The following is a 22,031-nucleotide window of genomic DNA, read 5'->3' on the forward strand; positions in this document are numbered from 1 at the left end:
ATAAAGATGCGACATTCATGCGGATGAAGGAAGATCACATGATGAACGGGCAGTTAAAAGCGGGTTATAATGTAGAGATAGCAACGAACAACCAGTTAGTGGTAAGTTATGATATTTTCCAGAAACCCGGTGACACAACGACATTACCTGATGTAGTAAAGGGAATACAGCAGGAATATGGAGAGAGCCCTGAGTACTTAATTGCGGATGCCGGTTATGGGTCTGAAGAGAATTATCAGTTCCTACAGAAGGAGGGAATAAAGGGAGTAATAAAGTACAATTATTATGATGCAAAGAAGAAAAGAAAAAGCAAGTATCCGTTCAGTCATGAGAATCTTTACTATAATCAAAAAGAGGATTGTTTAATCTGTCCGATGGGTCAGAGAATGGATTATGCAGGAAAACGGTACAGAAAGACAGAAAATGGTTACACACTTGAGTTGAGCAGGTACAAGGCGAAGAACTGTGAGGGATGTCCACTTCGGGGAGCATGTCACAAAGGTGCCGGGGAGAGAATTATAGAAATAAGTCATACAGGGAGAGAACTAAGACAGAAGGCGGAAGAGATACTCGAATCAGAGACCGGAGCAGAACTCTACAGACGGAGAAAGATAGATGTGGAGCCGGTCTTCGGAAACATAAAGCAAAACATGGGATTTACGAGGTTCACACTTCGAGGAAAGAAGGGTGTGCTGACAGAGTTGGGATTGGTAGCTTTTGCTCACAATTTTAGAAAGATAATATTAGGCAAAATGTTCGAATTTACCCCAAATTTTGCTTAAAAAAGGGTTAATACCCTTTTTTTGTGATCAAAAAACACAAAAGTTACTTTGGTTAATGAACAATTACCGGTGTTATTCAAAAAAAACGAAAAATGACATAAAAAAAGAGGCTGCTGGATATTTACTATCGAGACAGCCTCTTAAAATTCATTTTTTTAAGCAGTGCGTGCATTTTAGCTCCATTTCAAATTTTTCAGGGTTAAACTTACACTTTTGTTTTATAAATTTCAAAGCATATTCAATAATTTGAATCTTTTTTTGAATATTACTATCCAACTGTAAAGAAATTATTTAATTGGAGAATACATGTCACAAGTAAAAGCTTATGTAAAACAAATAAATGGAATCAGTTTTGTCGGTAAAACCGACTCAAATCACTGGATAACAATGGATGGTCCCGAGGACTTCGGCGGAAGCAACGCCGGAATTCGTCCAAAAGAATTGATGTTACTCGCTCTCGCTGGATGCACAGGGAGTGATGTTGTTTCAATTCTTCAGAAAAAAAGAATTGATGTCAGATCCTTTGAAATTAACATCACAGCAGAAATGTCTGATGATCATCCGAAAGTTTACACTTCGATGAACATCGAATATATCTTTAAGGGTAAGGGAATCAAGGAGTCAGATGTGGAACGGGCAATTGAACTCTCCCAGACCAAGTATTGTGGGGTCACCAAGATGTACGAAAAAGCCATGACTATCACTCATTCCTTCCAAATTCATAACGAAGAATAACCATTTTCAGCAAAGAAACGGGAAGATTCTCGATCGATTTTCTTCCCGAATCTTTCCCTTTTTTAACCTTCCATCACATCATTTCAATTTTTCTCACTCCATCACTACTGTAAAAATCGCAAATTTTAGTATAATTATATTTTAGAAAATCTTTTTTAAGATATTGTTACACAAATATAAATTGGAGATTATTTATGTCGCATCACCTTATCGCTCATGTTGAAATTCCGGCAACCGATGTTGAAAGATCAAAAAAGTTTTTTGAAGCCGTGTTTGGATGGGACCTAAAAGAGTTTGGTAATGGATATCTGCTTTGCAACAGTCGTCAGGGTACTACCATTGGTGTTCGCAAAGTTAAAGAAGTTACACATGGCGATTCACCTGTATTCCACATTTTGGTTGACGATATAGAGGATACAACAAAACTGATCAAAAATAATGGCGGATCCATCTTCAAGGATAAAACTGTTATCCCTGTTTATGGCTGGTATGCTGTTATTCAAGATCCTGACGGGAATAAGATCGGGCTTTACGAAGCTCATTAATTCGATTAATAGACAATCGAACCAAAAAGGAATGTATTATGAATAATGGAGAAATAAAACGAATTGCAGTTAACACCGGTGGTGGAGATGCCCCCGGACTGAACGCCGTTATAAAGGCGGTAACAATGGCTGCAATCAAAAGAGGATGGGAAGTATATGGAATAAAAGACGGCTACAACGGCGTTTTTCTTCCGGCTCACTATCCTAACGGAGATGGATTAATCAGACTTACCCCGGAGCTCGTGAAAGATATCACAGCGATGGGTGGCACCATACTCGGCACAACAAACAGAGGGAATCCGTTAAAATTTCCTATGAAAACCGCCAATGGCACTGTTGTCGAGGTTGACAGATCAGATGAAATAGTTGATGGATTAAAAAGAAATAATATCGATGCAGTGGTTGCTATCGGCGGTGACGGCTCCCTTTCGATGGCTAATGAATTTGCTAAAAAAGGTGTCAGAATTGTCGGTGTTCCTAAAACAATTGACAACGATCTTGACGGAACAAGCATTACTTTCGGTTTCGATACTGCAGTATCTTTCGCGACGGAATGTATCGACAGACTTCACTACACAGCAAAAGCCCACAAGAGAATACTCGTAGTTGAAGTGATGGGAAGATATGCCGGTTGGATAGCCCTTAACTCGGGTGTTTCAGGCTCTGCAGATGTTATTCTCATACCCGAGATCCCCTATGACATCAAAAAAGTTGCAGAACATCTTCACAATTCTTTTACTGAAGAGAAAGATTATGCAATCGTTGTTGTGGCTGAAGGTGCCTTCCCGAAAGATGGCGGTTATGCAGTTATCGAAAAAGAAGCCGGTAAAGCCGAAAGACTCGGTGGCGCCGCTGAAAGAGTCGCAGTCCAGCTTCAGGATCTCACTAAAAAAGAAGTCAGAACTGCAATACTTGGACATTTACTGAGAGGCGGAAGCCCGACTACTTTCGACAGACTCCTCTCCCTCAGATTTGGAGCGGCTGCAGTCAGAGCTCTTGAGGAAGGTCATTCAGGCGTGATGGTCGCAAGTGCACCGCCTAGAATGACTTATATACCAATTGAGCAAGCCATAGGTAAACTCAGACTGGTGGATCCAAACGGTGATACAGTCAGAACTGCGAGAGAACTCGGTATCTGCTTCGGCGAATAATCCCCCCTTCCATTAAAAAAAAGAGGCTTCCCGGTTTTCTAAATCAGGCAGCCTCTTTTTATTTTACTTCATCAAATTCAATTTAACAAACTGCGAATAGCTTCCGGTTTCTGACAGAAACTCAACTCTGGCGAAATATATTCCGGATGACAATCCGCTTGCATCCCAGATATAACTTCCCTTGCCGGCAGCCGTCATGCCCATAGATTCAGTTGAAACAAGCTGTCCTAACGCATTATAAAAAGACAATTTAACCATTCCTGTTGAAGGCAGATTCCAACCGATTGTTGTTGAAGGATTGAAAGGGTTTGGATATGCATTCTCAACATAAAATGAGCCGGGAATCACCTCGTTCTCAACACTCACAGGAGTTTGCTTGAATATAAATTTCTGATAAACCGGAATATGATCGGATGCATAGTGAATTGCATTTGCGATCGTCTGACCTACCGCCGTATTTGGAGGACGGTTGATTGAATCGTTAAAATGCTGCCCGTCGTTTCCGTATGCAGTGTTCGAATTTCTTACATATTCGATACCACCTGTATCAGAAATCGCCTGTGAAAAAAGTATCATATCAAATCGGTCGTCCATTCCGCCTGTCGAACCGCCACCAAACTGGCGGGTTCTCGGTGATTGTGTGTGGTGGATTGCATACTGTGACTGATTGAATGTACCCGACATCACTATCGGATCAATAAAATGCCCTTGTGTACCGGCAGTAACTGCTTTTAATTTCTGATATGCTGCCTCTGTTGAACCATAAATATTGAAATCACCGCAAACAAGGAAGTTTCTTCCGGGCGGATAATTGTTGGTTACGCCCCTTAAAACATCGACTTCCCTGCCCCGCTGTGCTTCATTTGTTGCACCGGTACTGGCCTTAAGGTGCACTGAAAAAATAAAGAGCGTATCGAGGGTAACTTTATGCCTCACCTGAAAGAGGTTTATTGTTCTTAACTCAGTCGGATAGGCTGTATTGCTCAAATAATCAAATTTTGTGCTGTCATAAAATATCGCATTATCACTGTCAGGTCCATCAAGGAACGCACCTTTGTTATAGTTCTGCGAGAAAGTCTTCAAGACATTTACTAAAAATCCATCAACTCCGATTTGTGAGGTTATTTCCTGAACCACCAGAATATCAGGTTTTACTGCCTGAGTTATGGTTTTGTAGTAGCCGTTTCTGGTGGAAGCATCGGTACCCGGGTAATTTAATAGATTGTAAGACATAAATATTATTGTATCCTGTGACATGATTGTCGAAAAAGATAAAATCAGGATAAATAACATTCTTTTAATACTCATGTATGATCCATTTGTTAAGGTTAATAATTAAAAACAGGAATACCGGCCGGATATTCAATTTTATTTTTCCATCTTAAAGAACAGTTCCTTTGCAGTCGGAACAGGCAGTTCACAGACGGAATTACTGCACAGATAGAAGAAACACCCGCCTTCTGTTACATTCATGCTCGAGGTAAAAGGGGCGATTTCTGCCAGAATTTCGCTGTTCTTCCTGTCTTTCAGTATCACAAATACATTTTCGTAAGCAGGTTTGCCCAATTCAACCAAAGCAGATCTGATCTCGGGATGATCTGCCTCACCTGTAATCACAAGTTCGTATGAAGGGTAAATCAGAGGCTCCGTGGCATGCAGAAAATATGCATTAGCGAAGGGTGCCCGTTCGATATTTTTAGTAAATGTTGCAATCAGATCTTCTGCATGGTTCAGGAATGAAGGCTCACCCAGATAATGATACAGTGCAATCAGGACTTTAAGGGCAACCGAATTTCCCGATGGAATCGCCCCATCGTAAACATCCTTCCATCTGGCAGGGAGGTCATCTGAAAGTTCGGATGTCTGAAAAAAGCCGCCGTTCTTCCTGTCCAAAAAGTAATTTAGCATGGTGGATACATAATTCCTTGCTCTAAGGAGATAAATAGCATCGAAAGTTGCACGATACAACTCGATTAAACCGAGCTGATAAAACGCAAAATCGTCAAGAAAAGCAGGAATTGCCAAATCGCCCATTCTGTACCGGTGGAAAAGGAGTCCGTTTGTGACCATTTTTCTTTCTATGAAGAGATGAATTCTCTCAGCTTCCAGAATGTATTCATGCTTTTTTGAAACTCTTCCTGCGGATGCGAGGGCAGCCATCAGAAGTCCATTCCAGTCAGTAAGAATTTTGTCATCAAGTGACGGCCGGTTTCTCTCATTTCTTACCGCAAACAGTTTTTCCCTGTATTCTTCAAATTTTAAGGAGAAATGATCCGGATCCACACCTTGTTCACCAGCCATCTTTTCAAGCGGCTCCGCCAGAAAAATAACATTTTCTCCGGTGTATCCGCCTCTTACCTTGTCGATGAAATTTCCTCTTTCATCAATCTCGCACAAAAGGACAAAATTGTCAAATTCATCTTTAAGAATTTCTTTTAGCTCTTCCATGGTCCATACATAGAACTTTCCTTCCTCCCCGTCACTGTCTGCATCCTCAGCACTGAAGAATCCTCCCTCTTTCGATTTCATATCATTCAGAAGGTATTTTACAATTCCATCGATTGTCACCGAGTAAAAGCTGTCGCCGGTAATTTTGAGGGCTTCTGCGTAAGCCAGAATCAACATCGCCTGATCATACAGCATCTTTTCGAAATGTGGCAATCTCCATTCATCATCAGTCGAGTAGCGGTGAAATCCGTCTCCCAGATGATCGTAAATACCTCCCAATCGCATCGAAATCAGGGTCTTTTCTGCCATTTCCAATGCCTTGGGATTTCCGGAATTAACGAAATAGTGAAGAAGGAATATCAAATTGTGGGGAGAAGGAAACTTTGGTGAAGAACCGAATCCTCCATGCACGGGATCGAATCTTTCGACGAACTGTGAAAAAGCAGTATCAAATACTTCCACCGGGATATCTGATGATTCGCTTCTGCCGGGCGTTTCATTTAACGCCTGTGTAATTTGGGCAGCGGAAGCGTTTATTTCGCTCCTTCGTTCTTTCCATAAAACGATTATTTTGTTCAGGAGATCGATAAGCCCGGTCTTGCCGTAGCGGGACTCTTTCGGGAAATAAGTACCGGCAAAAAATGGCTTTTTATCCGGTTGCAGAACCACCGTTAGAGGCCAGCCACCACTTCCGGCTATCATCTGACAGACTGCCATATATATTGAATCGATATCAGGTCTTTCTTCCCGGTCCACTTTGATGGAGATAAAACTGTCGTTTAATATCTTTGCCACTACCTCATCCTCAAACGACTCATGCTCCATTACATGGCACCAGTGGCAGGTGGAATATCCGATTGATAGAAAAACGGGTTTATCTTCTGTTTTCGCCTTTTCGAAGGCTTCATCACACCAGGGATACCAGTCAACCGGGTTGAAACGGTGTTGAAGCAAATATGGACTTTTCTCATTTGCAAGTCGATTGGTTTTCTTCTCTGTCATGCGCTATACTCTCCTGCTAAAAAATAGCATTGTGGCTGTCAATGCGTTATTTTCCTGCTGTTTTTGCTAGTGGTCCGTCTTTCCTGACCAGATGTTTAATACTCGACCAGGGGAATTTGATATCTGTAGGACCAAGTGCATAAGGACCCACTTCGTAAGGATTGAAAGTAAATGTTATCGCATCCTGGGAAATGCTAAAATTTTCATTCAGTTCAAATTTATCATTCTCAAACCAGTAGCCGTAGTCGGTAAGTGTCTGATTTGCCGGTATTTCCCTTTCTTTCCTGACTATCACCTCACCCAACCTGTTTAACTCGTCCTTTGCTCCGGGAATGAAAATTTGATCGAAGGTAATTTCCTCGCCTGTCTTCACCAGGAAGTTTAGTGCCCCCATAAAATAATTAGGGTGCGCTCCACCCATATACTCGTCATGTGAGAAATAGAAGGCCATGATCTCGTCCGAAATCATCACGGGCGTAATCTGAGTGGTGAAACTCCAGTTTCCAAAAAACCAGGCTGAATCCTCTTCCTCTGAAATAAAAGCAACCATTGAATTAAACTGCTCCATGAGACCTTCTCCCTCCTTTTGACCCATAGTAAGGTTGGATACATTCTCATTCATCTTTGTAGCACTAATAACGAAACCATCTTTCCCGGTAAATTCAGGGTAAGTAATTTTAAACACAAAAAGAGAATCTTTATTCCCATTTTTGCCATTATAAACTTTTTCGAATGTCTTCATCTCAAAAGTCACGGGTTGTGCACTAATGAGAATTGAAAAAACGATATAAAAAAGGAACGCTTGAGCTTTCATTTTTTTCCTCTACAGATTGAGAAATGATGAGTAAATTTTTATCCGGTTATCATAAGAAAGATTAAAACCGATGGCTGTTAAGAATTTCATGGCATTTTGTCTTTTTTTGTTCAGTTTGTGCTTCACGGTTTCCGCTCAAAATACACCGGTTAAAGAGATTTGGAAAGAACTGTCGAAAAACAAATTTGCTGTTACCTACTACGACCTCTCTTCCCTTGCATTGGCAAAAAGCGATATTTTTGATCAGCCCGTAAAAACAGAATACAACTCTGAACAATCGTTACCGGGCATTGCCGGGAAATATTTTACTGAAGTGATAATTTACACAGTATCTTTGAAGGAAGCAAAATATTTTATCAAAAAAGCTTCATATTTCGACAGTAAAAAGAAGGAAATCAAAGTTTTTGATTATCTCAAGGATGGAAGTGTTGACGCAAGGCAAATGTTACCGGTAACCAAAGGAAGTCCGGTTTATGAAATCGTTAAACTTCATAAATTGTTGCACAGCAAGAACGAAAATTAAGCCAAAGGAATTGTAAAACTAAAAGTGGTTCCTTCGCCAACACGACTCTCGACATCAAGCACACCACCGTGTCGCTTCACAAATTCATAGCACAGTAGAAGTCCCAAGCCTGTTCCCTTTTCATTCTCAGTTCCTGATGTGGTCACCAGTTCATTTATCTTAAAAAGTTTGGCAACGGTCTCGGGGGGCATTCCGACACCCGAATCACTTACAGAAAATCGAATCCGGTCACCCTCTAACTCTCCCGAAACAATAATGCTGCCCCCTCTGGGGGTAAACTTGATACTGTTGGAAATCAGGTTCCGAAAAACCGTCTGGAGCATGTCTTCATCTGCCATCACCTTTATCTCATCATCCAGATCCAGTATCAGTTCCAACCCCTTTTCAATTGTCAGAGGCATTAGAACAGAATTTACCTTATAAAGAATGTGTGAAACAGTCACTTCATCAGGAACAAATTTTAACCTGTTCGACTGAATTCTCGACCAGTCCAAAAGATTGTTGAGCAATTCGAGAATGGCTTTTGCTGAGGAGTTGATTCTGCCGGCAAATTCACTGATCTCGTCCATACTCAAATCCGCGATATCATTGAGAAGGAACTCGGAGAAACCGAGTATGCCCGTAAAAGGGCTCTTCAGATCGTGGGCAAGGATGGAAAAGAACCGGTCTTTTGCGTGATTGGCTTCCATCAGCTTCTGTTCACTGCTTTTCAGTTCGTCTTCAATCTTCACCCGCTCGGTAATATCGCTCAAAGTACCATTGATCAGTTTCTTGCCGTCCTCTTCAATAACACTGTTAATTGTATGAAAATAATGGATTTCACCCTGTTTGTCATAGAGTCGTACTGTGATCGGCTGGACATCACCCTTCAGAACCTCAAGAGTATGCTTTTTGAACTTGATCATATCTTCCTGATGGACAATATGATTCAGGTTTTTACCGGTTAATTCATCCACTGAATATCCGTAATTTGCCACTGCGGGGCTTATATAACGAAGATTACCTTTGATATCATAGATGTAAATAATATCATTCAGATTTTCGATCAAAGAACGGTATCTGGCTTCACTTTCTTTAAGAATCTCTTCTTTTTTCTTCAATTCAATAGCCATGGCTATCTGGTTGGAGACAAAGTTCAGTGTATCGACATCAATCTGATCATATTTTCTTGTACTGTCATCATATCTCTGAACAACAATAACACCGATTATCTTCCCTTCATTGTTCTTCAACGGAACTCCCATCCACTCTTCGCAGTCTCCGCCGTACAGTTCAATAACCCCTAATCTCTCGAGATTGGCAAAGTCAGTTCTTCCAAAAAGGAGAGGCATCCCCTTTCTGATAACATAACTTGTTAATGTTTTTGAATCAATAGGTCTTTCAGGAAGTGAGACCGGTCTGTCAGGTGAGTCTATTTCATCCACAAAGTATGGGAACGATATCGTCTTTTTTTCTTCGTCCACGAGTGACATAAAGAAATTTTTCGCAGGCATCAAATCAGATACGATGTGATGAACGCTTTCATACAGCTTGAAAAGATCGAAGGAAACATTTGCAGCTTCAGAGATGAGGTTCGTTGCTCTTCGCAGTTTTTCCTCTCTTTTGGTTGCAGTCAGGTCCTTCAACATCACCAGATCGTAGTAATTGTCTTCATAGAAAACCGGAACAGAAAAAATTTCCACAAATTTTTCCCTTCCGCTGCTGTCTTTGAATCCGAGTGAAATGCTTCCGGCGAGGAATTTTGACTTGATTGCAATACAACTGTCGTCGGAATACTCATCACCGAGCAATATCCTTGGCAATTCCTTCCCGACAACATTTTCCTTCCCCAATCCCAAAAATTCCGCAGAGGAGCTGTTCGCCTCTTTAATCAAACACTTTTTATGAAGATCAATAATCATCATCGGAGCAGGACTTTTATGAAATTTTTCGAAAAAAGTCCCCGATTTAGCTATTTTGATGTCGGAATTTTCGTTCATAGTAATCTATTGATTGTTATTCTCTTTGTCAAGTTGCCTTTGTGCAAGGCGGGCATTTTTTCTGTCCATCTCAGTAAGATATCTTTTTCTGATTCTAATGGAAGCGGGAGTAATCTCAACGAATTCATCATCGGTTATCCATTCAAGAGCCTGTTCGAGGCTTAGAATTCTTGCAGGCTCAAGTCTTATTGCATCATCAGTACCTGAAGCTCTAAAGTTCGTCAACTGTTTAGCCCTTGTGACATTTACCGGCATGTCCATTTCTCTGGAGTTTTCGCCGACCACCATTCCTTCATAGACTCTCGTTCCGGGATCTATAAAAAACACAGATCTTTCCTGAAGTTTGTTTATCGAATAGGCTGTTGCCATTCCGGTTTCCATGGAGACGAGCGCGCCGCGTGATCTGCTTTGAATTTCACCTTTATATGGTTCATAGGAGTGGAAATTATGATGAAGAATTCCTTCTCCTTTAGTGTCGGTCATGAATTCACTTCTGTAGCCAATCAAACCTCTTGAAGGGATAAAGAACTCGAGTCTTGTGTTTTCATTGAACGGGATCATGTTTTTCATCTCTCCCTTTCTTTTACCGAGTTTCTCGATAACAGTACCTACAAATGCCTCGGGGACATCGATAATTACATGCTCTATCGGCTCACTCACAACATCAAGTATCTTCTTGAGGATAACCTCCGGTCTGCTTACCTGAAGTTCATAACCTTCCCTTCTCATGTTTTCGATAAGAATTGAAAGGTGCAGTTCTCCTCTTCCGCTTACCTTAAAAATATCCGGAGAATCTGTCATCTCCACACGAAGTCCGACATTCGATTTCAACTCTTTCGAAAGTCTCTCACTTATGTTTCTTGTGGTAACATATTTCCCTTCCTGACCGGCAAAGGGAGAATTATTTACCATGAAATTCATTGTAATTCGCGGTTCTTCAACTGCAAGGGATTCTATTACTTCCGGCTTTGAAGGATCGCAAAGAGTATCACCGATGTCGAGATCTTCGAGACCGGCAATAGCCACAATATCACCGGCGTATGCTGAATCGACTTCTTTTCTTTTAATGTTTTCAAATTCGTAAAGTCTGGTCACTTTAGCGTTTTGCTTTTCACCTTCACGGGTGATATGAACAATCTGATCACCGATTTTTACCTGGCCATAGTGAATTTTACCAATTCCGATTCTGCCGAGATAGTCGTTGTAATCGATTGCGGAGATGAGCATTCTGAATGGCTCTTCCCTTACAGCAGTTGGGACTGCAATTCTGCTAAGAATCAGATCGAGGAGGGGTTCGAGTGTTTGTGATTCATCTTCGAGATTGACCTTTGCAATACCCTGTTTTGCAATTGCATAGACATATGCAAAATCGAGTTGCTCATCACTTGCTCCAAGAGCTACAAAAAGATCGAAAATCTCGTTAAGTACCTCATCCGGTCTGGCGTCTTTCCTGTCGATTTTATTGATTACAACAACAGGTTTAAGACCCAGTTCAAGTGATTTTTTCAGAACGAATTTAGTTTGAGGAAGTGGCCCCTCCGCTGCATCCACCAAAAGCAAAACACCATCGACCATTCGGAGTGTTCTCTCCACTTCGCCTCCGAAATCGGCGTGCCCGGGTGTATCGATAATATTTATCTTATAGTCTTTGTAATATACGCTCAAATTTTTTGCAAGAATAGTGATTCCTCTTTCTCTTTCGATGTCGTTGGAATCCATTACTCTCCCCTGAACCTGTTGATTGTCTCTGAAGGCTCCGGTCTGTTTTAATATATAATCTACAAGTGTGGTCTTACCATGATCAACATGTGCTATAATTGCTATATTTCTTATCTTGTCAAGTGCGAACAAATTTTTCTCCTGTTGGTTAACTGTGCCTGATATTTAATATATCACCATCTTTCACTATATATTCCTTACCTTCCAGTCTCCACACTCCCGCTTCTTTACATTTCGGGAATGATCCATGAGCTATGTAGTCAGTATAGTGAACAACTTCAGCACGAATGAATTTATTAAAAAAATCGGAATGGATAACACCAGCGGACTGCTGTGCTGTATATCCTTTCTTTATGGTCCATGCCCTGCACTCATCCTCACCCACTGTGAAGAATGACTGCAAACCGAGCAGTTCGTAAGAACTGCGAAGGATTCTTGTGAGGGCTGATTCTGTGATGCCGAGGTCTTCTTTGAATGCCTCAGCCTCTTCATCACTAAGTTGTGACAGTTCCATCTCAAACTGAGCGAAAAATGGAACGATATTGTGTTCAAATGAGGGGTATTTCTTCTTCACTTCTTCGAGCAAACCGGAGACTTTCTCTTTCGATTCGTCCGAAAAGTTGATCCCGATAATCATCGGTTTTAATGTCAGAAACTGAAAACCACTTAAAAGTCTGAGATCGTTCTCCTCTATATCAACCGATCTAAGGGGTCTTTCGTTTTCAAGGTGGTCCTTAAAAGTTTCGAATATACTCATTTCTTTCATGAGTTTATCCGTCTTTGTCTTCATCAGTTCCTTCTTCAGTTTTTCTATCCTGTTCTCAACCATTGTGAGATCAGTTAACAAAAATTCTGTTTCAAGGAACGCTATGTCAGCTATGGGGTCAATTCTTCCTTCAGGGTGGGAAACGGAATCGTTTGGAAATTCCCTGACAACATGAAGGAGGAGATCATTATTTTTTACCTTATTTAAAAAATCAGAAGTGATTTTTAATTTTTCATCGTCACCAACCTGAAGTCCCGGGATATCCACAACTTCAAGGGTTGCGTGGACTTCTTTTTTCGGATTGAAAAGCCCTGTCAGCTCATCCAGCCTGTCATCCGGCACTTTCACAACGGCACGATTCGATTCAATACCTGAAGAGCCTTCAGCGAGAGTTTTAAAGAGGGTGGTTTTACCTGAGTTTTGCAATCCGATCAAGCCAATTTGCATTGTTCAATTTTTCCTTTTTTGTAATTTTTTTCCGGTAGTAAAGCCATGGAGCAGCGAAATGAGGGGAAATCCTAAAAACTTTGTAATACTGAATACAAATTTACAAAAAAATAATACCTTATCAGGCAGAAAAATGCTTTATGATTTGGAATTACTTTAGTATATTTCAAACATACATATGACAAAAAAAGAAGAGTAGCTTATGATTCCGGGAGCGTCAATTTTAAGAGACACCATCACCATGATTCTTGCCGGTGGTGTCGGGCAACGGTTGTTTCCACTTACAGCCTACAGAAGTAAACCTGCAGTCCCCTTCGGAGGGAAATACAGAATAATAGATTTTGCACTTTCAAACTGCCTCAACTCCGGTTTGAGAAAAATCTACATCCTCGTTCAATACAAATCTGATTCGTTGAATCAGCACATCTATGAAGCCTGGAGTATTTTTAATCCTGAACTCGGGGAATTCATTTATTCAGTTCCACCTCAGAAAAAGATGAGCAGCGACTGGTATCTTGGCACCGCAAACGCCATCTACCAGAATATGAATCTCTTCCAGGGAGACAAAAGAGGAAAATGGGTTTTGATCCTTAGCGGTGACCATATCTACAAGATGGATTATTTGAAACAACTGATCTACCACAACGATGTGAAAGCCGACCTTTCCCTCTCCTGCATGCCTGTTCCTACAGAAGAAGCTGACAGATTTGGAATAGTGGAAACCGACGAAAATTCCAAAGTTATGAATTTCATCGAAAAACCTGATAACCCGCCTGAAATACCCGGTAATCCCGGTTATTCCTATGTAAACATGGGAATCTATGTTTTCAATGCCAAACTCCTGAGAGAAGTACTCATCGAAATGGAATCGAAAAATATTCCAAACAACGATTTCGGACAGGATGTAATTCCCTATATGATAAAACAGGGTTTAAATGTTGTTGCTTATCCATTCGTGGATGAGAACAAGAAAAACAAACCTTACTGGAAAGACATTGGAACAATCGAGAGTTACTACGAAGCGAGTATGGACTTGATTAATGTGGTACCTGAGTTCAACCTCTATGATATGGAATGGCCTCTTCGTACTTATCAGTATCAGTTCCCCCCTGCGAAAACAGTTTCTCACTGGGGTGAGAGAATCGGGCGTACCCTCAACTCGCTGATCTGTGATGGCACAATCGTTTCCGGAGGTCTTATCGAGAGATCTATCATCGGAGCCAATGTGCGCGTCAACTCCTATTCTTATGTGACTGATTCCATGATCATGAACAATTGTAACATCGGAAGAAATGTAAAAATCAGAAGAGCCATTATTGACAAGAATGTACACATTCCGCCGGGAACCGAAATCGGTTTTGATCTTGAAAAAGATAAACAACGGTTTACAGTAACTGAAACGGGAATTGTTGTTATTCCAAAAAATTATGTTTTTGCTTAATTTTTGTGTTTTTGAAAAGGCTGCTCTAAAAAAGCAGCCTTTTTTGCTTTAAAAGGAGATGATCTAATGAAACATACAGTATCAATGGTTGTTTTAATAGCAATGTTCGCCGGTATATTAAATGCACAATCCGGCATAGTACCCGTTGAAAGAAGCGGCGGTTTTGCCCGTGTATTTTCGATGGGCGGTGAAGGCGGTTTAAATTATTTCATGGTCGATCCGATCAACATGAGATACAATCCTGCATTCGCTAAATATTACTCAAATTTCCTTTGGGGCAGTTTCGGCTACTCCGGAGCTTCCGTTAACGACGGAGATGGTCAGTTTGGCGGGTTTAATTACTCTCTCACCAATAAACTGACTGTCGGTGCAATCCTTGCCAGAAACGATCACAAAGGTTTTGGTATTTCAGATGTATCGTTTGCAAACAGAATGGTAACCACTCTTAATGGTATTGGTTCCACCTCCCGTTCTGCTGTGAAGCTCGACAACAACATGGAAATTCTCGGCGCATACGCACTTTCAGATGCAACAATTCTTGGATTCGGAGTCGCCTACTCTTCCACACAAAATGACTTTACACCTGCCTCCGGCACAGCTCAAAAAGCAAGTGCTTCACATATTGGTTTTGGCGTCGGCATTATTCAACATTTTTCAAAGGATAATGCCATTGAAGGGAGTGTTGACATGATTTTTGCAAATGCCAAATACGAAGGTGCTGTTGTGAACAAAGTCTCAGGCACAACCCTCGGAATGAGCGCCAGATATTTTCATAATATCGGCAAGGGCTTCTCTTTTGTCCCTCATGTCTCATATTACATGGAATCGGGTACAGTTGACGCAGGAGGAACTTCGACCGACCTTACTCCCTTTTCACTCCTGACAGCCGGACTTGGGATCAATTATCGCTCGGGTAGTCTTCTTCTTGCCGGTGGTGTTTCGATGATGTATCAGTCGATGACAGAAAAGGCGACCTCAACAGCTCCTGAACTCGCAAATACCGATTTTCTCTTCCCTGTCTGGAACCTTGGTGGCGAATTCAACTTCACGGATTGGATGAAAGCCAGAATCGGTTACCAGGTTTCGACTAACAAAGTAAAACGGGAATTTGCTGTTACCTCATCCACCAAAAATGAAGTTGTTCAAACAGGATTCGACAGAACAGGTCTGACTCTCGGAATGGGATTCAAGCTCGGGAATTTCAATCTTGATGCAACAGTCAATGAGGAGATGCTCCGACAGGGTCTAAGAAACCTTTCTACCGGAACCGTCAATTCATTTGGTTACATCTCAGCCAGTTACGCTTTCTAATTTATTTACTTCTATTTAAATGGCTGCTCCTTTTTATAAAAGTGGCAGCCATTTTCTTTTTACTTCATTATTTAACCCTTTATCATTTTTAATCATACTACAATTTTATTATATTTGCTTTCTTCTAATAATTATCCTTAAGAATGAAAGAAGCTCTGGAAACAGCACTGCAAAATCTTCCTGACAACCCTGGAGTGTATCAGTTTAAAGATGACACAGGGAAGGTGCTGTATGTGGGCAAAGCTAAAAATCTTAAGAACAGAGTCAAATCCTACTTTACAGGAAAGAACCCCAGCTACAGAATCGAATTGATGGTCTCGAAGGCTGCGGATGTTGAATTTATCGTCACTACAAGTGAAATTGAGGCGCTTGTACTCGAAAACAATCTGATCAAAAAACTAAAACCCCGCTACAATATCAACCTGAAGGATGATAAAACTTATCCTTTTATAAAAGTAACCGCGGAACAATTTCCCAGAATTTATCCAACCAGAAAAGTCTACAAGGATGGCTCACAATATTTTGGACCATATACCGATGTAAAAAGTATGCGTGCAGCCCTGAGGATGATCACCCAGATTTTTAAGATTCGAAGCTGCAAACTGCCATTGACCACCGAATCGATTCAAAACTCAAAGTATAAGGTTTGCCTCGACTATCACATCAAAAAATGCGATGGACCCTGTGTGGGATATCAATCTCTCGCAGAATACAATCTTATGGTAAATCAGGTCATCAAACTTCTTAAGGGAAGAATAGATGATTTGATCAGGGATTTTAAGTCTTCAATGAGCGAGGCCGCAGCGAATCTTGAGTTTGAAAAAGCTGCTGACTACAGAGACAGACTCGAAAAAATTCAGGCATTTTCAGAAAAGCAGAAGATTGTAAGTGAAGATGAAGTCGACAGGGATATCATAGCAATTGCAAATGAAGCAAAGGATGCCGCTTGTTCCGTCCTGAATATCCGTGCGGGAAAACTGATCGGGAAAAAGGAATTTCACCTCCAAAATGCATCAGAAGGTGACCTTACAGAGATTTATGCCGCATTCATCAAACAGTTTTACAACGATTTCATCGATATACCTTCTGAACTTATTACAGGTGTGGAGCCTGCTGAACTGGAAGAAATTACTTCTCTCCTTCAGTATCGTTCAGGAAAAAAGATCAGAATTTTTACTCCAAAAAGAGGTGATTTGAAATCTCTTGTGGAGATGAGCGGAGAAAATGCAGCACTTCAACTGAAAGAAATTCAGCTCCAAAAAGTCAAAAAGGAAGGGAATATCCCGTTCACTCTCGCTGCACTTCAAAGAGATTTATATCTCAAAAAGATACCGAGACATATAGAGTGCTTTGACATCTCCAACCTGCAGGGTACTGATACAGTTGCGAGCATGGTGGTGTTTGTTGACGGAAAACCAAAAAAATCACTCTACAGAAAGTTTGCGATTAAAACTGTAAGCGGACCTGACGATTTTGCCAGCATGGAAGAGGTTATTACCCGCAGATATTCCAGATTGATAAAGGAAAAGGAACAACTTCCCGATCTTATTATGGTGGACGGAGGAAAAGGTCAACTTTCGACTGCTGTTTATGCTCTCAGATTACTCGGGCTAAAGAATTTTGAAATTATTGGACTGGCAAAAAGACTTGAAGAGGTCTTCCTTCCAAAAGACCCTGACCCGGTGATTATACCCAAAACTTCCTCCGCTCTCAAACTGTTGCAACAGGTGAGAGATGAAGCACATCGTTTTGCAATAACTTTTCATAGATTAAAGAGGAGTAAAAGAACTTTTACTACTCAACTGCTCGAAATCGACGGAATTGGTGAAAAACTTGCTACCAGACTCTTATCAGAACTTGGCAGTGTAAAAGAAATTGAAAAAGCCAGCCTTGACTCACTCGCCAGAGTTGTCGGCGACAAGAAGGCCGGACTGGTCTATAACTATTTTCGGGAAACAAAATGACGACTCTTACTAAATTACTTGTTTTTCTCTCTTTCTTCTCAATCCTGATTGCACTCTCGATGGCTGAGATACCAAAGCCCGTGTATCAAAAACCTCTTCACAGAAAAGTGGACATAAGTTATCTCCGGTATCTCGATAAGAAAATCAAGGATACTCTATATACCACCAGAAAGTCATATATAGAAATTGACTTGAAAACCCAGCATGCGGCTGTGATTATGAAAACAGGTGAAAGATTCAATTTTCCTGTGTCCACAGGCACGAACACCATTTCCCAGGGCGTTCTAACGAACGAGGGTGTATTTGCCATTTTCTCAAAACAGGATGTGGCAGTCTCAAAAGATTTTAACTGTAACCTCTACTACTGGATGCAGTTCAACTACGGAATCGGACTCCACGGTCTTGATGGAAACGGATACTATATTTTCCTCGGGAAACAACCAAGCTCACACGGATGTGTAAGAACTTCCAATGAAGATATTAAGATTGCTTATTCTTTAGTTGAGTTCGGCTCCCCCGTGCTCGTTAAAACCGGCGATAACAACGCCATTACCATTTCATTTGTGGAACCAAATGACCCTTATATCTATACTCCGTCGGCAAAAGAGATACCTGCACTCGTTCAAAACAGACTGAGCGACCTCTATAGCGGCAATTTTGACAGATTGTTCTCACGAAAAATTGTAATTGACAACGTGAATCTCGGAATGGCAGGAGTTCCGATTGGTGACATTTCAAGAATCCCCGATTCAAAATTACTGCTCTATAAAACCACTTTTGAAGACAATACACTGACAAAAGATTTTATGCCTAAATCCCCTGTCTTTGAACCGGCAGAAGTCCAGCCCGTAAAAGATACGGCTAAATCCGGTCCAGCAGATACACTAAAACCAAAACCAGATGAAAAAATCCAACTTAAGCCTTAGTATATTAAGTCTTTTCTTTGTAATTGCATCGTTATTTTCGGGGTGTGGTAAACCGGAGCCCAAACATGAGGTAAAAAGAGTTTCCGGGAAAGAGATTATTGCTCTATTTGACAGTTACATAAATGGTGATGAAAGGGCCGAAGCAAGATTAAGAGACCCCTTCGAATTTAACATTCTCGATGCGAAATATTATCGCAAGACGGAAATTGACAGTATGATTCTGGATGGTAAAACATACTACGCTGTCACACTCCAGCATAAAAATGCAGACCATAACAAGTTTCTGATATACAACGACACTCTTGGGCTTTTGCTGCACGATAAAAATGTACCCGGTTCACTCAACTACAAAAAACTTTTCGTTGATGACAAAGAATTTTTTGCAGTCCTTCAGAAGTACTCGGTTAAAAGTATCGTAAATGTGGAATACCTGAAAATTTATGACATTAAAAACGGGAAGGCATCCCTCGCTTTCGAAAATTATATCGAGGTTTCTTCTCCTTCCCTGCTGGCAAAAATGTCCTTCAATGCTGTGAAAGGGCAACCCGCTTCTCTTTCATTTAAACTTTACGGCAATAAGTCAGATTTCAAACCTGTGAAAATCGACTACACCGATCAGGGAGAGTTTTCGTCTAAGGCAACCAAATGGCAGGAGTTTTTATCGGGCTACCTTAACGGTTTTCAGACAAAAGAAAAAATTGCCGAAATCAGCGAGGAACTGCCAAAATATTACAACACCAGATTTGATTTAATGCGAATGTACCTCCCTGAGAAGTGGGAAATAAAGAACGGTATCGAGATAAAGTCACTCTTTGATGGAAAAGTCACCGGGACGATGGCAACACGGGAGAAAAAAGATATTCAGGTATTTATTTTCGATCTCGAGAAAAACAGCCCTGTGAGAGTTTTCATCAAAGATATCAATTTTTCACTGTTAAGCAATGAATTCAATTATTCACTGTACAACTCCAAACTGATTAAACAAGAAGATCAGGTGATTCAACACTTACTGGTTAAATGCGAAAATGAGGAATTTCTGGTTACGATCAAGTGCAATGAGTCGTTCTATAACAACAACTATCCGCTCATCTACTACATGATTAACTCCGTTAATCTTAATTGTTTCCAGTAATCAGGAATTACGAATGAACCTTTATATAATTAGACACACAGAGGCAGAATATTTGGGCACCGGTCCCGGAGGTGATAGACAGATCACTCCGGAAGGAAAGGCTCAATTCACTTCAACGATAGAAGGATTGTCAAATTCAATTCCGGAACTCGACCTTATCATATCATCCCCGGCACTAAGAACGAGACAGACCATGGATATTCTGGCAGAACTATCGGACAATGGAGTAAAAAAGGAAGTGGCAGCGGAATTGCGAAGTGGAGCGCCGATAGCCGATATTTATGCGATGGTAAACTCATTCAAAGAAGAAAATGTAGCAATAATAATGCATGAACCGGAAACTTCACTACTGGTTATGAATTCCACCGGATCAGGATCGATGGATATCTACTTTAAACCCGGTACCATTGCCAAAGTTGTCTTCCCTGGCAAGATGCGACCCGGCACAGGCAGACTTCATTTTATCGTTCCACCTGATATCTTTGAAAAATAAAAAAGGCTCTGGCTACACAAGATACATGCTTACCGCTGCTTCCTTCCGGACCTGACGGGGTTGGGCACTCACCTGTTAGCAGAGCCAAAATCAATAAAAATCAGACCCCAATATAACCATTATTTTTTATTCTGTCAAAACCGATAAATCAATAAAACCCTCCCCTTCTTTCCCCTGTCAACTCCTGATTCAAAACTCACAATTAATAACTCCTGAAGGGGAACTGTTTTTCTTTGGCACTTACACTTTTAAAGGTTAATTTTAAAAATGGAAAAATATTTTTTCACAGGAGATCAAATGAATATTCCCCCCTTTAAAAATGAATCTTATATAGACTTCACAAAAAAAGAAAACTTCGACTTGCAGAAGAATGCAATTAATGAAGTGAAGAAACAACTCGGCAAATCGTATCCGTTGATTATCGGCGGAAAAGAAGTGGTTACCGAGAGAACTTTTAACTCATTCAGTCCATCAAACACAGATGAACTTATCGCAACCTTTAGCAAAGGTGATGTGGATCTGGCTAACCAGGCAGTGGATGAAGCTCTGAAGGCTTTCGAAACCTGGAAATATGTGGAACCTGCTGAAAGAGCAGCACTTCTCTTTAGAGCTGCTGAAATAACTCGCAGAAGGAAACTTGAAATCAACGCCTGGATGGTACTCGAAGCCGGTAAAAATTACGGCGAGGCTGATGCTGACACCGCTGAAGCAATAGACTTCATGGAATTCTACGGTCGCGAAATGCTTAGATATGCAGAAAAGCAGCCAATTACCCCCATGCCCGGTGAAGCAAATGAACTTGTGTATATTCCACTTGGTGTTGGTGTGATCATTCCACCATGGAATTTCCCGTTTGCTATTCTCGCCGGCATGTCTTCAGCAGCCATTGTATCGGGTAATACAATAGTTCTGAAGCCTTCATCCGATACCCCGATGATGGGACGGCTTTACTATGAAATTATGAAAGAAGCGGGTGTCCCCGATGGCGTTCTCAACTTCCTCCCGGGTTCCGGCGGAGAAGTTGGCGATACACTTGTCGCACATCCGAAAGTTAGATTTATCTCATTTACCGGTTCTATGGAAGTCGGTATTCACATCTATGAGCTGGCAGCTAAAGTTCAACCGGGACAAATCTGGCTGAAAAGAGTTGTCGCCGAGATGGGTGGAAAAGACAGTATTGTCATCGATGCGGATTGTAATCTTGATGACGCTGCTGACGGTATTGTTGCTGCAGCATTTGGATATCAGGGTCAGAAATGCAGCGCCTGTTCAAGAGCCATCATCGACGAAAAAGTTTATGATGTCATGGTTCAAAAGATTAAAGAGCGCGTAGACACCATTAAAATAGGACCGGCTGAAGATAATTTCAGAATGGGTCCAGTAGCCAGTGCTTCGGCTGAAAGAGGAATCCTTAAGTATATCGAAATCGGTAAAACTGAAGGCAGACTTATTGCCGGCGGTGAAAAAGCTGAAGGTAACGGCTATTACATAAAACCAACAGTCTTTGCTGATATCGATCCGATGGCTCGTATATCGCAGGAAGAAATCTTCGGACCTGTTCTTGCACTGATTAAATCACCGAATTTCGATGAATCACTTAAGATTTGCAATAATACCATTTACGGTCTGACAGGCGCGGTCTATTCAAACGATCGCGAGAAACTGAATCGTGCTAAAAAGGAACTCCTGATAGGAAACCTTTACCTGAACAGAAAATGTACAGGTGCCATGGTCGGCGGACATCCTTTTGGTGGATTTAACATGTCGGGAACCGACTCGAAAGCCGGCGGCAGAGATTACCTGCTCCTCTTCCTCCAGGCTAAAACAATGAGTGAAAAAATTGGATAATTGGC

18 protein-coding genes and 1 other RNA gene are annotated in these 22,031 nt (G+C 41.1%); 12 read left to right on the forward strand and 7 right to left on the reverse strand.

All coding sequences use genetic code 11. The features are described 5' to 3' along the window. The 4 genes from LCH52_05285 to LCH52_05300 all read left to right on the forward strand — a co-directional run. The coding region (locus LCH52_05285; GenBank protein MCA0387890.1) for a transposase at nucleotides 1–782 on the forward strand (782 nt) is incomplete at its 5' end. A gap of 306 nt (nucleotides 783–1,088) precedes the next feature. Then, nucleotides 1,089–1,517: an OsmC family protein gene (locus tag LCH52_05290; protein ID MCA0387891.1), complete on the forward strand. Its 429-nt coding sequence runs from the start codon at nucleotides 1,089–1,091 to the stop codon at nucleotides 1,515–1,517. Between the two features lie 194 nt (nucleotides 1,518–1,711). Further along, nucleotides 1,712–2,062 (forward strand): VOC family protein, encoded by a 351-nt coding sequence (locus LCH52_05295; GenBank protein ID MCA0387892.1) that lies wholly within the window; start codon nucleotides 1,712–1,714, stop codon nucleotides 2,060–2,062. Between the two features lie 38 nt (nucleotides 2,063–2,100). Then, complete coding sequence (locus LCH52_05300) at nucleotides 2,101–3,213, forward strand: ATP-dependent 6-phosphofructokinase (GenBank protein ID MCA0387893.1); 1,113 nt, start codon at nucleotides 2,101–2,103, stop codon at nucleotides 3,211–3,213. Between the two features lie 63 nt (nucleotides 3,214–3,276). Here the strand turns inward: LCH52_05300 and LCH52_05305 are convergent, their stop codons facing one another. From LCH52_05305 to LCH52_05315, 3 genes are read right to left on the reverse strand one after another with little or no spacing between them, the layout of a single operon-like run. After that, a complete protein-coding gene (locus LCH52_05305; protein MCA0387894.1) occupies nucleotides 3,277–4,521 on the reverse strand; it encodes a T9SS type A sorting domain-containing protein in 1,245 nt (414 codons plus the stop codon). A gap of 60 nt (nucleotides 4,522–4,581) precedes the next feature. Beyond that, nucleotides 4,582–6,663 carry a thioredoxin domain-containing protein gene (locus LCH52_05310; protein MCA0387895.1) on the reverse strand — a complete coding sequence of 694 codons (2,082 nt, stop codon included), beginning with the start codon at nucleotides 6,661–6,663 and terminating at the stop codon, nucleotides 4,582–4,584. Between the two features lie 46 nt (nucleotides 6,664–6,709). After that, nucleotides 6,710–7,477, reverse strand: coding sequence for a DUF3298 and DUF4163 domain-containing protein (locus LCH52_05315; protein MCA0387896.1), 768 nt, complete (start codon nucleotides 7,475–7,477; stop codon nucleotides 6,710–6,712). A gap of 70 nt (nucleotides 7,478–7,547) precedes the next feature. Here LCH52_05315 and LCH52_05320 point away from each other — a divergent pair, with 70 nt between their 5' ends. Further along, nucleotides 7,548–8,000, forward strand: coding sequence for a hypothetical protein (locus LCH52_05320; protein MCA0387897.1), 453 nt, complete (start codon nucleotides 7,548–7,550; stop codon nucleotides 7,998–8,000). Here the strand turns inward: LCH52_05320 and LCH52_05325 are convergent. The 3 genes from LCH52_05325 to ychF are packed head-to-tail and all read right to left on the reverse strand — an operon-like array spanning nucleotide 7,997 to nucleotide 12,911. Beyond that, nucleotides 7,997–9,979, reverse strand: a complete 1,983-nt coding sequence (locus tag LCH52_05325; GenBank protein ID MCA0387898.1) for a PAS domain S-box protein — start codon at nucleotides 9,977–9,979, stop codon at nucleotides 7,997–7,999. The two genes, LCH52_05320 and LCH52_05325, sit on opposite strands and share 4 nt — an antisense overlap. A 6-nt stretch (nucleotides 9,980–9,985) precedes the next feature. Next, nucleotides 9,986–11,830 carry a translational GTPase TypA gene (typA, locus tag LCH52_05330; protein ID MCA0387899.1) on the reverse strand — a complete coding sequence of 615 codons (1,845 nt, stop codon included), beginning with the start codon at nucleotides 11,828–11,830 and terminating at the stop codon, nucleotides 9,986–9,988. Between the two features lie 16 nt (nucleotides 11,831–11,846). Continuing rightward, nucleotides 11,847–12,911, reverse strand: coding sequence for a redox-regulated ATPase YchF (ychF, locus tag LCH52_05335; GenBank protein ID MCA0387900.1), 1,065 nt, complete (start codon nucleotides 12,909–12,911; stop codon nucleotides 11,847–11,849). A gap of 202 nt (nucleotides 12,912–13,113) precedes the next feature. Here ychF and glgC point away from each other — a divergent pair, with 202 nt between their 5' ends. The 6 genes from glgC (at nucleotide 13,114) to LCH52_05365 (ending at nucleotide 20,178) form a co-directional block, all read left to right on the forward strand. Next, a complete protein-coding gene (glgC, locus tag LCH52_05340; GenBank protein ID MCA0387901.1) occupies nucleotides 13,114–14,352 on the forward strand; it encodes a glucose-1-phosphate adenylyltransferase in 1,239 nt (412 codons plus the stop codon). Between the two features lie 66 nt (nucleotides 14,353–14,418). After that, complete coding sequence (locus LCH52_05345) at nucleotides 14,419–15,663, forward strand: hypothetical protein (GenBank protein MCA0387902.1); 1,245 nt, start codon at nucleotides 14,419–14,421, stop codon at nucleotides 15,661–15,663. A 143-nt stretch (nucleotides 15,664–15,806) separates the two neighbouring features. Further along, entirely contained in the window at nucleotides 15,807–17,627 is a 1,821-nt protein-coding gene (gene uvrC / locus LCH52_05350) for an excinuclease ABC subunit UvrC (GenBank protein ID MCA0387903.1), read from the forward strand. Beyond that, nucleotides 17,624–18,553 carry a L,D-transpeptidase gene (locus tag LCH52_05355; GenBank protein ID MCA0387904.1) on the forward strand — a complete coding sequence of 310 codons (930 nt, stop codon included), beginning with the start codon at nucleotides 17,624–17,626 and terminating at the stop codon, nucleotides 18,551–18,553. The genes uvrC and LCH52_05355 overlap by 4 nt, the downstream gene beginning before the upstream one ends. Then, nucleotides 18,528–19,685 carry a hypothetical protein gene (locus tag LCH52_05360; protein MCA0387905.1) on the forward strand — a complete coding sequence of 386 codons (1,158 nt, stop codon included), beginning with the start codon at nucleotides 18,528–18,530 and terminating at the stop codon, nucleotides 19,683–19,685. The genes LCH52_05355 and LCH52_05360 overlap by 26 nt, the downstream gene beginning before the upstream one ends. A gap of 13 nt (nucleotides 19,686–19,698) precedes the next feature. Continuing rightward, nucleotides 19,699–20,178: a histidine phosphatase family protein gene (locus LCH52_05365; GenBank protein ID MCA0387906.1), complete on the forward strand. Its 480-nt coding sequence runs from the start codon at nucleotides 19,699–19,701 to the stop codon at nucleotides 20,176–20,178. Here LCH52_05365 and ffs read toward each other — a convergent pair. Then, nucleotides 20,177–20,267: signal recognition particle sRNA small type (gene ffs, locus LCH52_05370), an RNA gene on the reverse strand. The genes LCH52_05365 and ffs overlap by 2 nt on opposite strands. A gap of 208 nt (nucleotides 20,268–20,475) precedes the next feature. On the opposite strand from ffs, the gene pruA reads away from it, so the two are divergent. Further along, a complete protein-coding gene (pruA, locus tag LCH52_05375; protein ID MCA0387907.1) occupies nucleotides 20,476–22,026 on the forward strand; it encodes an L-glutamate gamma-semialdehyde dehydrogenase in 1,551 nt (516 codons plus the stop codon). The last annotated feature ends 5 nt before the right edge of the window (nucleotides 22,027–22,031 follow it).

The sequence above is a fragment of the Bacteroidota bacterium genome, from assembly GCA_020161395.1.
GTDB lineage: Bacteria > Bacteroidota > Ignavibacteria > Ignavibacteriales > Ignavibacteriaceae > UTCHB3.

What these genes read in the sequence shown, in the direction of transcription:
- LCH52_05290 (MCA0387891.1), top strand. Translation starts at nt 1,089, where the DNA reads ATGTCACAAGTAAAAGCTTATGTAAAACAAATAAATGGAATCAGTTTT.
- LCH52_05295 (MCA0387892.1), top strand. Translation starts at nt 1,712, where the DNA reads ATGTCGCATCACCTTATCGCTCATGTTGAAATTCCGGCAACCGATGTT.
- LCH52_05300 (MCA0387893.1), top strand. Translation starts at nt 2,101, where the DNA reads ATGAATAATGGAGAAATAAAACGAATTGCAGTTAACACCGGTGGTGGA.
- LCH52_05305 (MCA0387894.1), bottom strand. Translation starts at nt 4,521, where the DNA reads ATGAGTATTAAAAGAATGTTATTTATCCTGATTTTATCTTTTTCGACA.
- LCH52_05310 (MCA0387895.1), bottom strand. Translation starts at nt 6,663, where the DNA reads ATGACAGAGAAGAAAACCAATCGACTTGCAAATGAGAAAAGTCCATAT.
- LCH52_05315 (MCA0387896.1), bottom strand. Translation starts at nt 7,477, where the DNA reads ATGAAAGCTCAAGCGTTCCTTTTTTATATCGTTTTTTCAATTCTCATT.
- LCH52_05320 (MCA0387897.1), top strand. Translation starts at nt 7,548, where the DNA reads ATGGCTGTTAAGAATTTCATGGCATTTTGTCTTTTTTTGTTCAGTTTG.
- LCH52_05325 (MCA0387898.1), bottom strand. Translation starts at nt 9,979, where the DNA reads ATGAACGAAAATTCCGACATCAAAATAGCTAAATCGGGGACTTTTTTC.
- ychF (MCA0387900.1), bottom strand. Translation starts at nt 12,911, where the DNA reads ATGCAAATTGGCTTGATCGGATTGCAAAACTCAGGTAAAACCACCCTC.
- glgC (MCA0387901.1), top strand. Translation starts at nt 13,114, where the DNA reads ATGATTCCGGGAGCGTCAATTTTAAGAGACACCATCACCATGATTCTT.
- LCH52_05345 (MCA0387902.1), top strand. Translation starts at nt 14,419, where the DNA reads ATGAAACATACAGTATCAATGGTTGTTTTAATAGCAATGTTCGCCGGT.
- uvrC (MCA0387903.1), top strand. Translation starts at nt 15,807, where the DNA reads ATGAAAGAAGCTCTGGAAACAGCACTGCAAAATCTTCCTGACAACCCT.
- LCH52_05355 (MCA0387904.1), top strand. Translation starts at nt 17,624, where the DNA reads ATGACGACTCTTACTAAATTACTTGTTTTTCTCTCTTTCTTCTCAATC.
- LCH52_05360 (MCA0387905.1), top strand. Translation starts at nt 18,528, where the DNA reads ATGAAAAAATCCAACTTAAGCCTTAGTATATTAAGTCTTTTCTTTGTA.
- LCH52_05365 (MCA0387906.1), top strand. Translation starts at nt 19,699, where the DNA reads ATGAACCTTTATATAATTAGACACACAGAGGCAGAATATTTGGGCACC.
- pruA (MCA0387907.1), top strand. Translation starts at nt 20,476, where the DNA reads ATGAATATTCCCCCCTTTAAAAATGAATCTTATATAGACTTCACAAAA.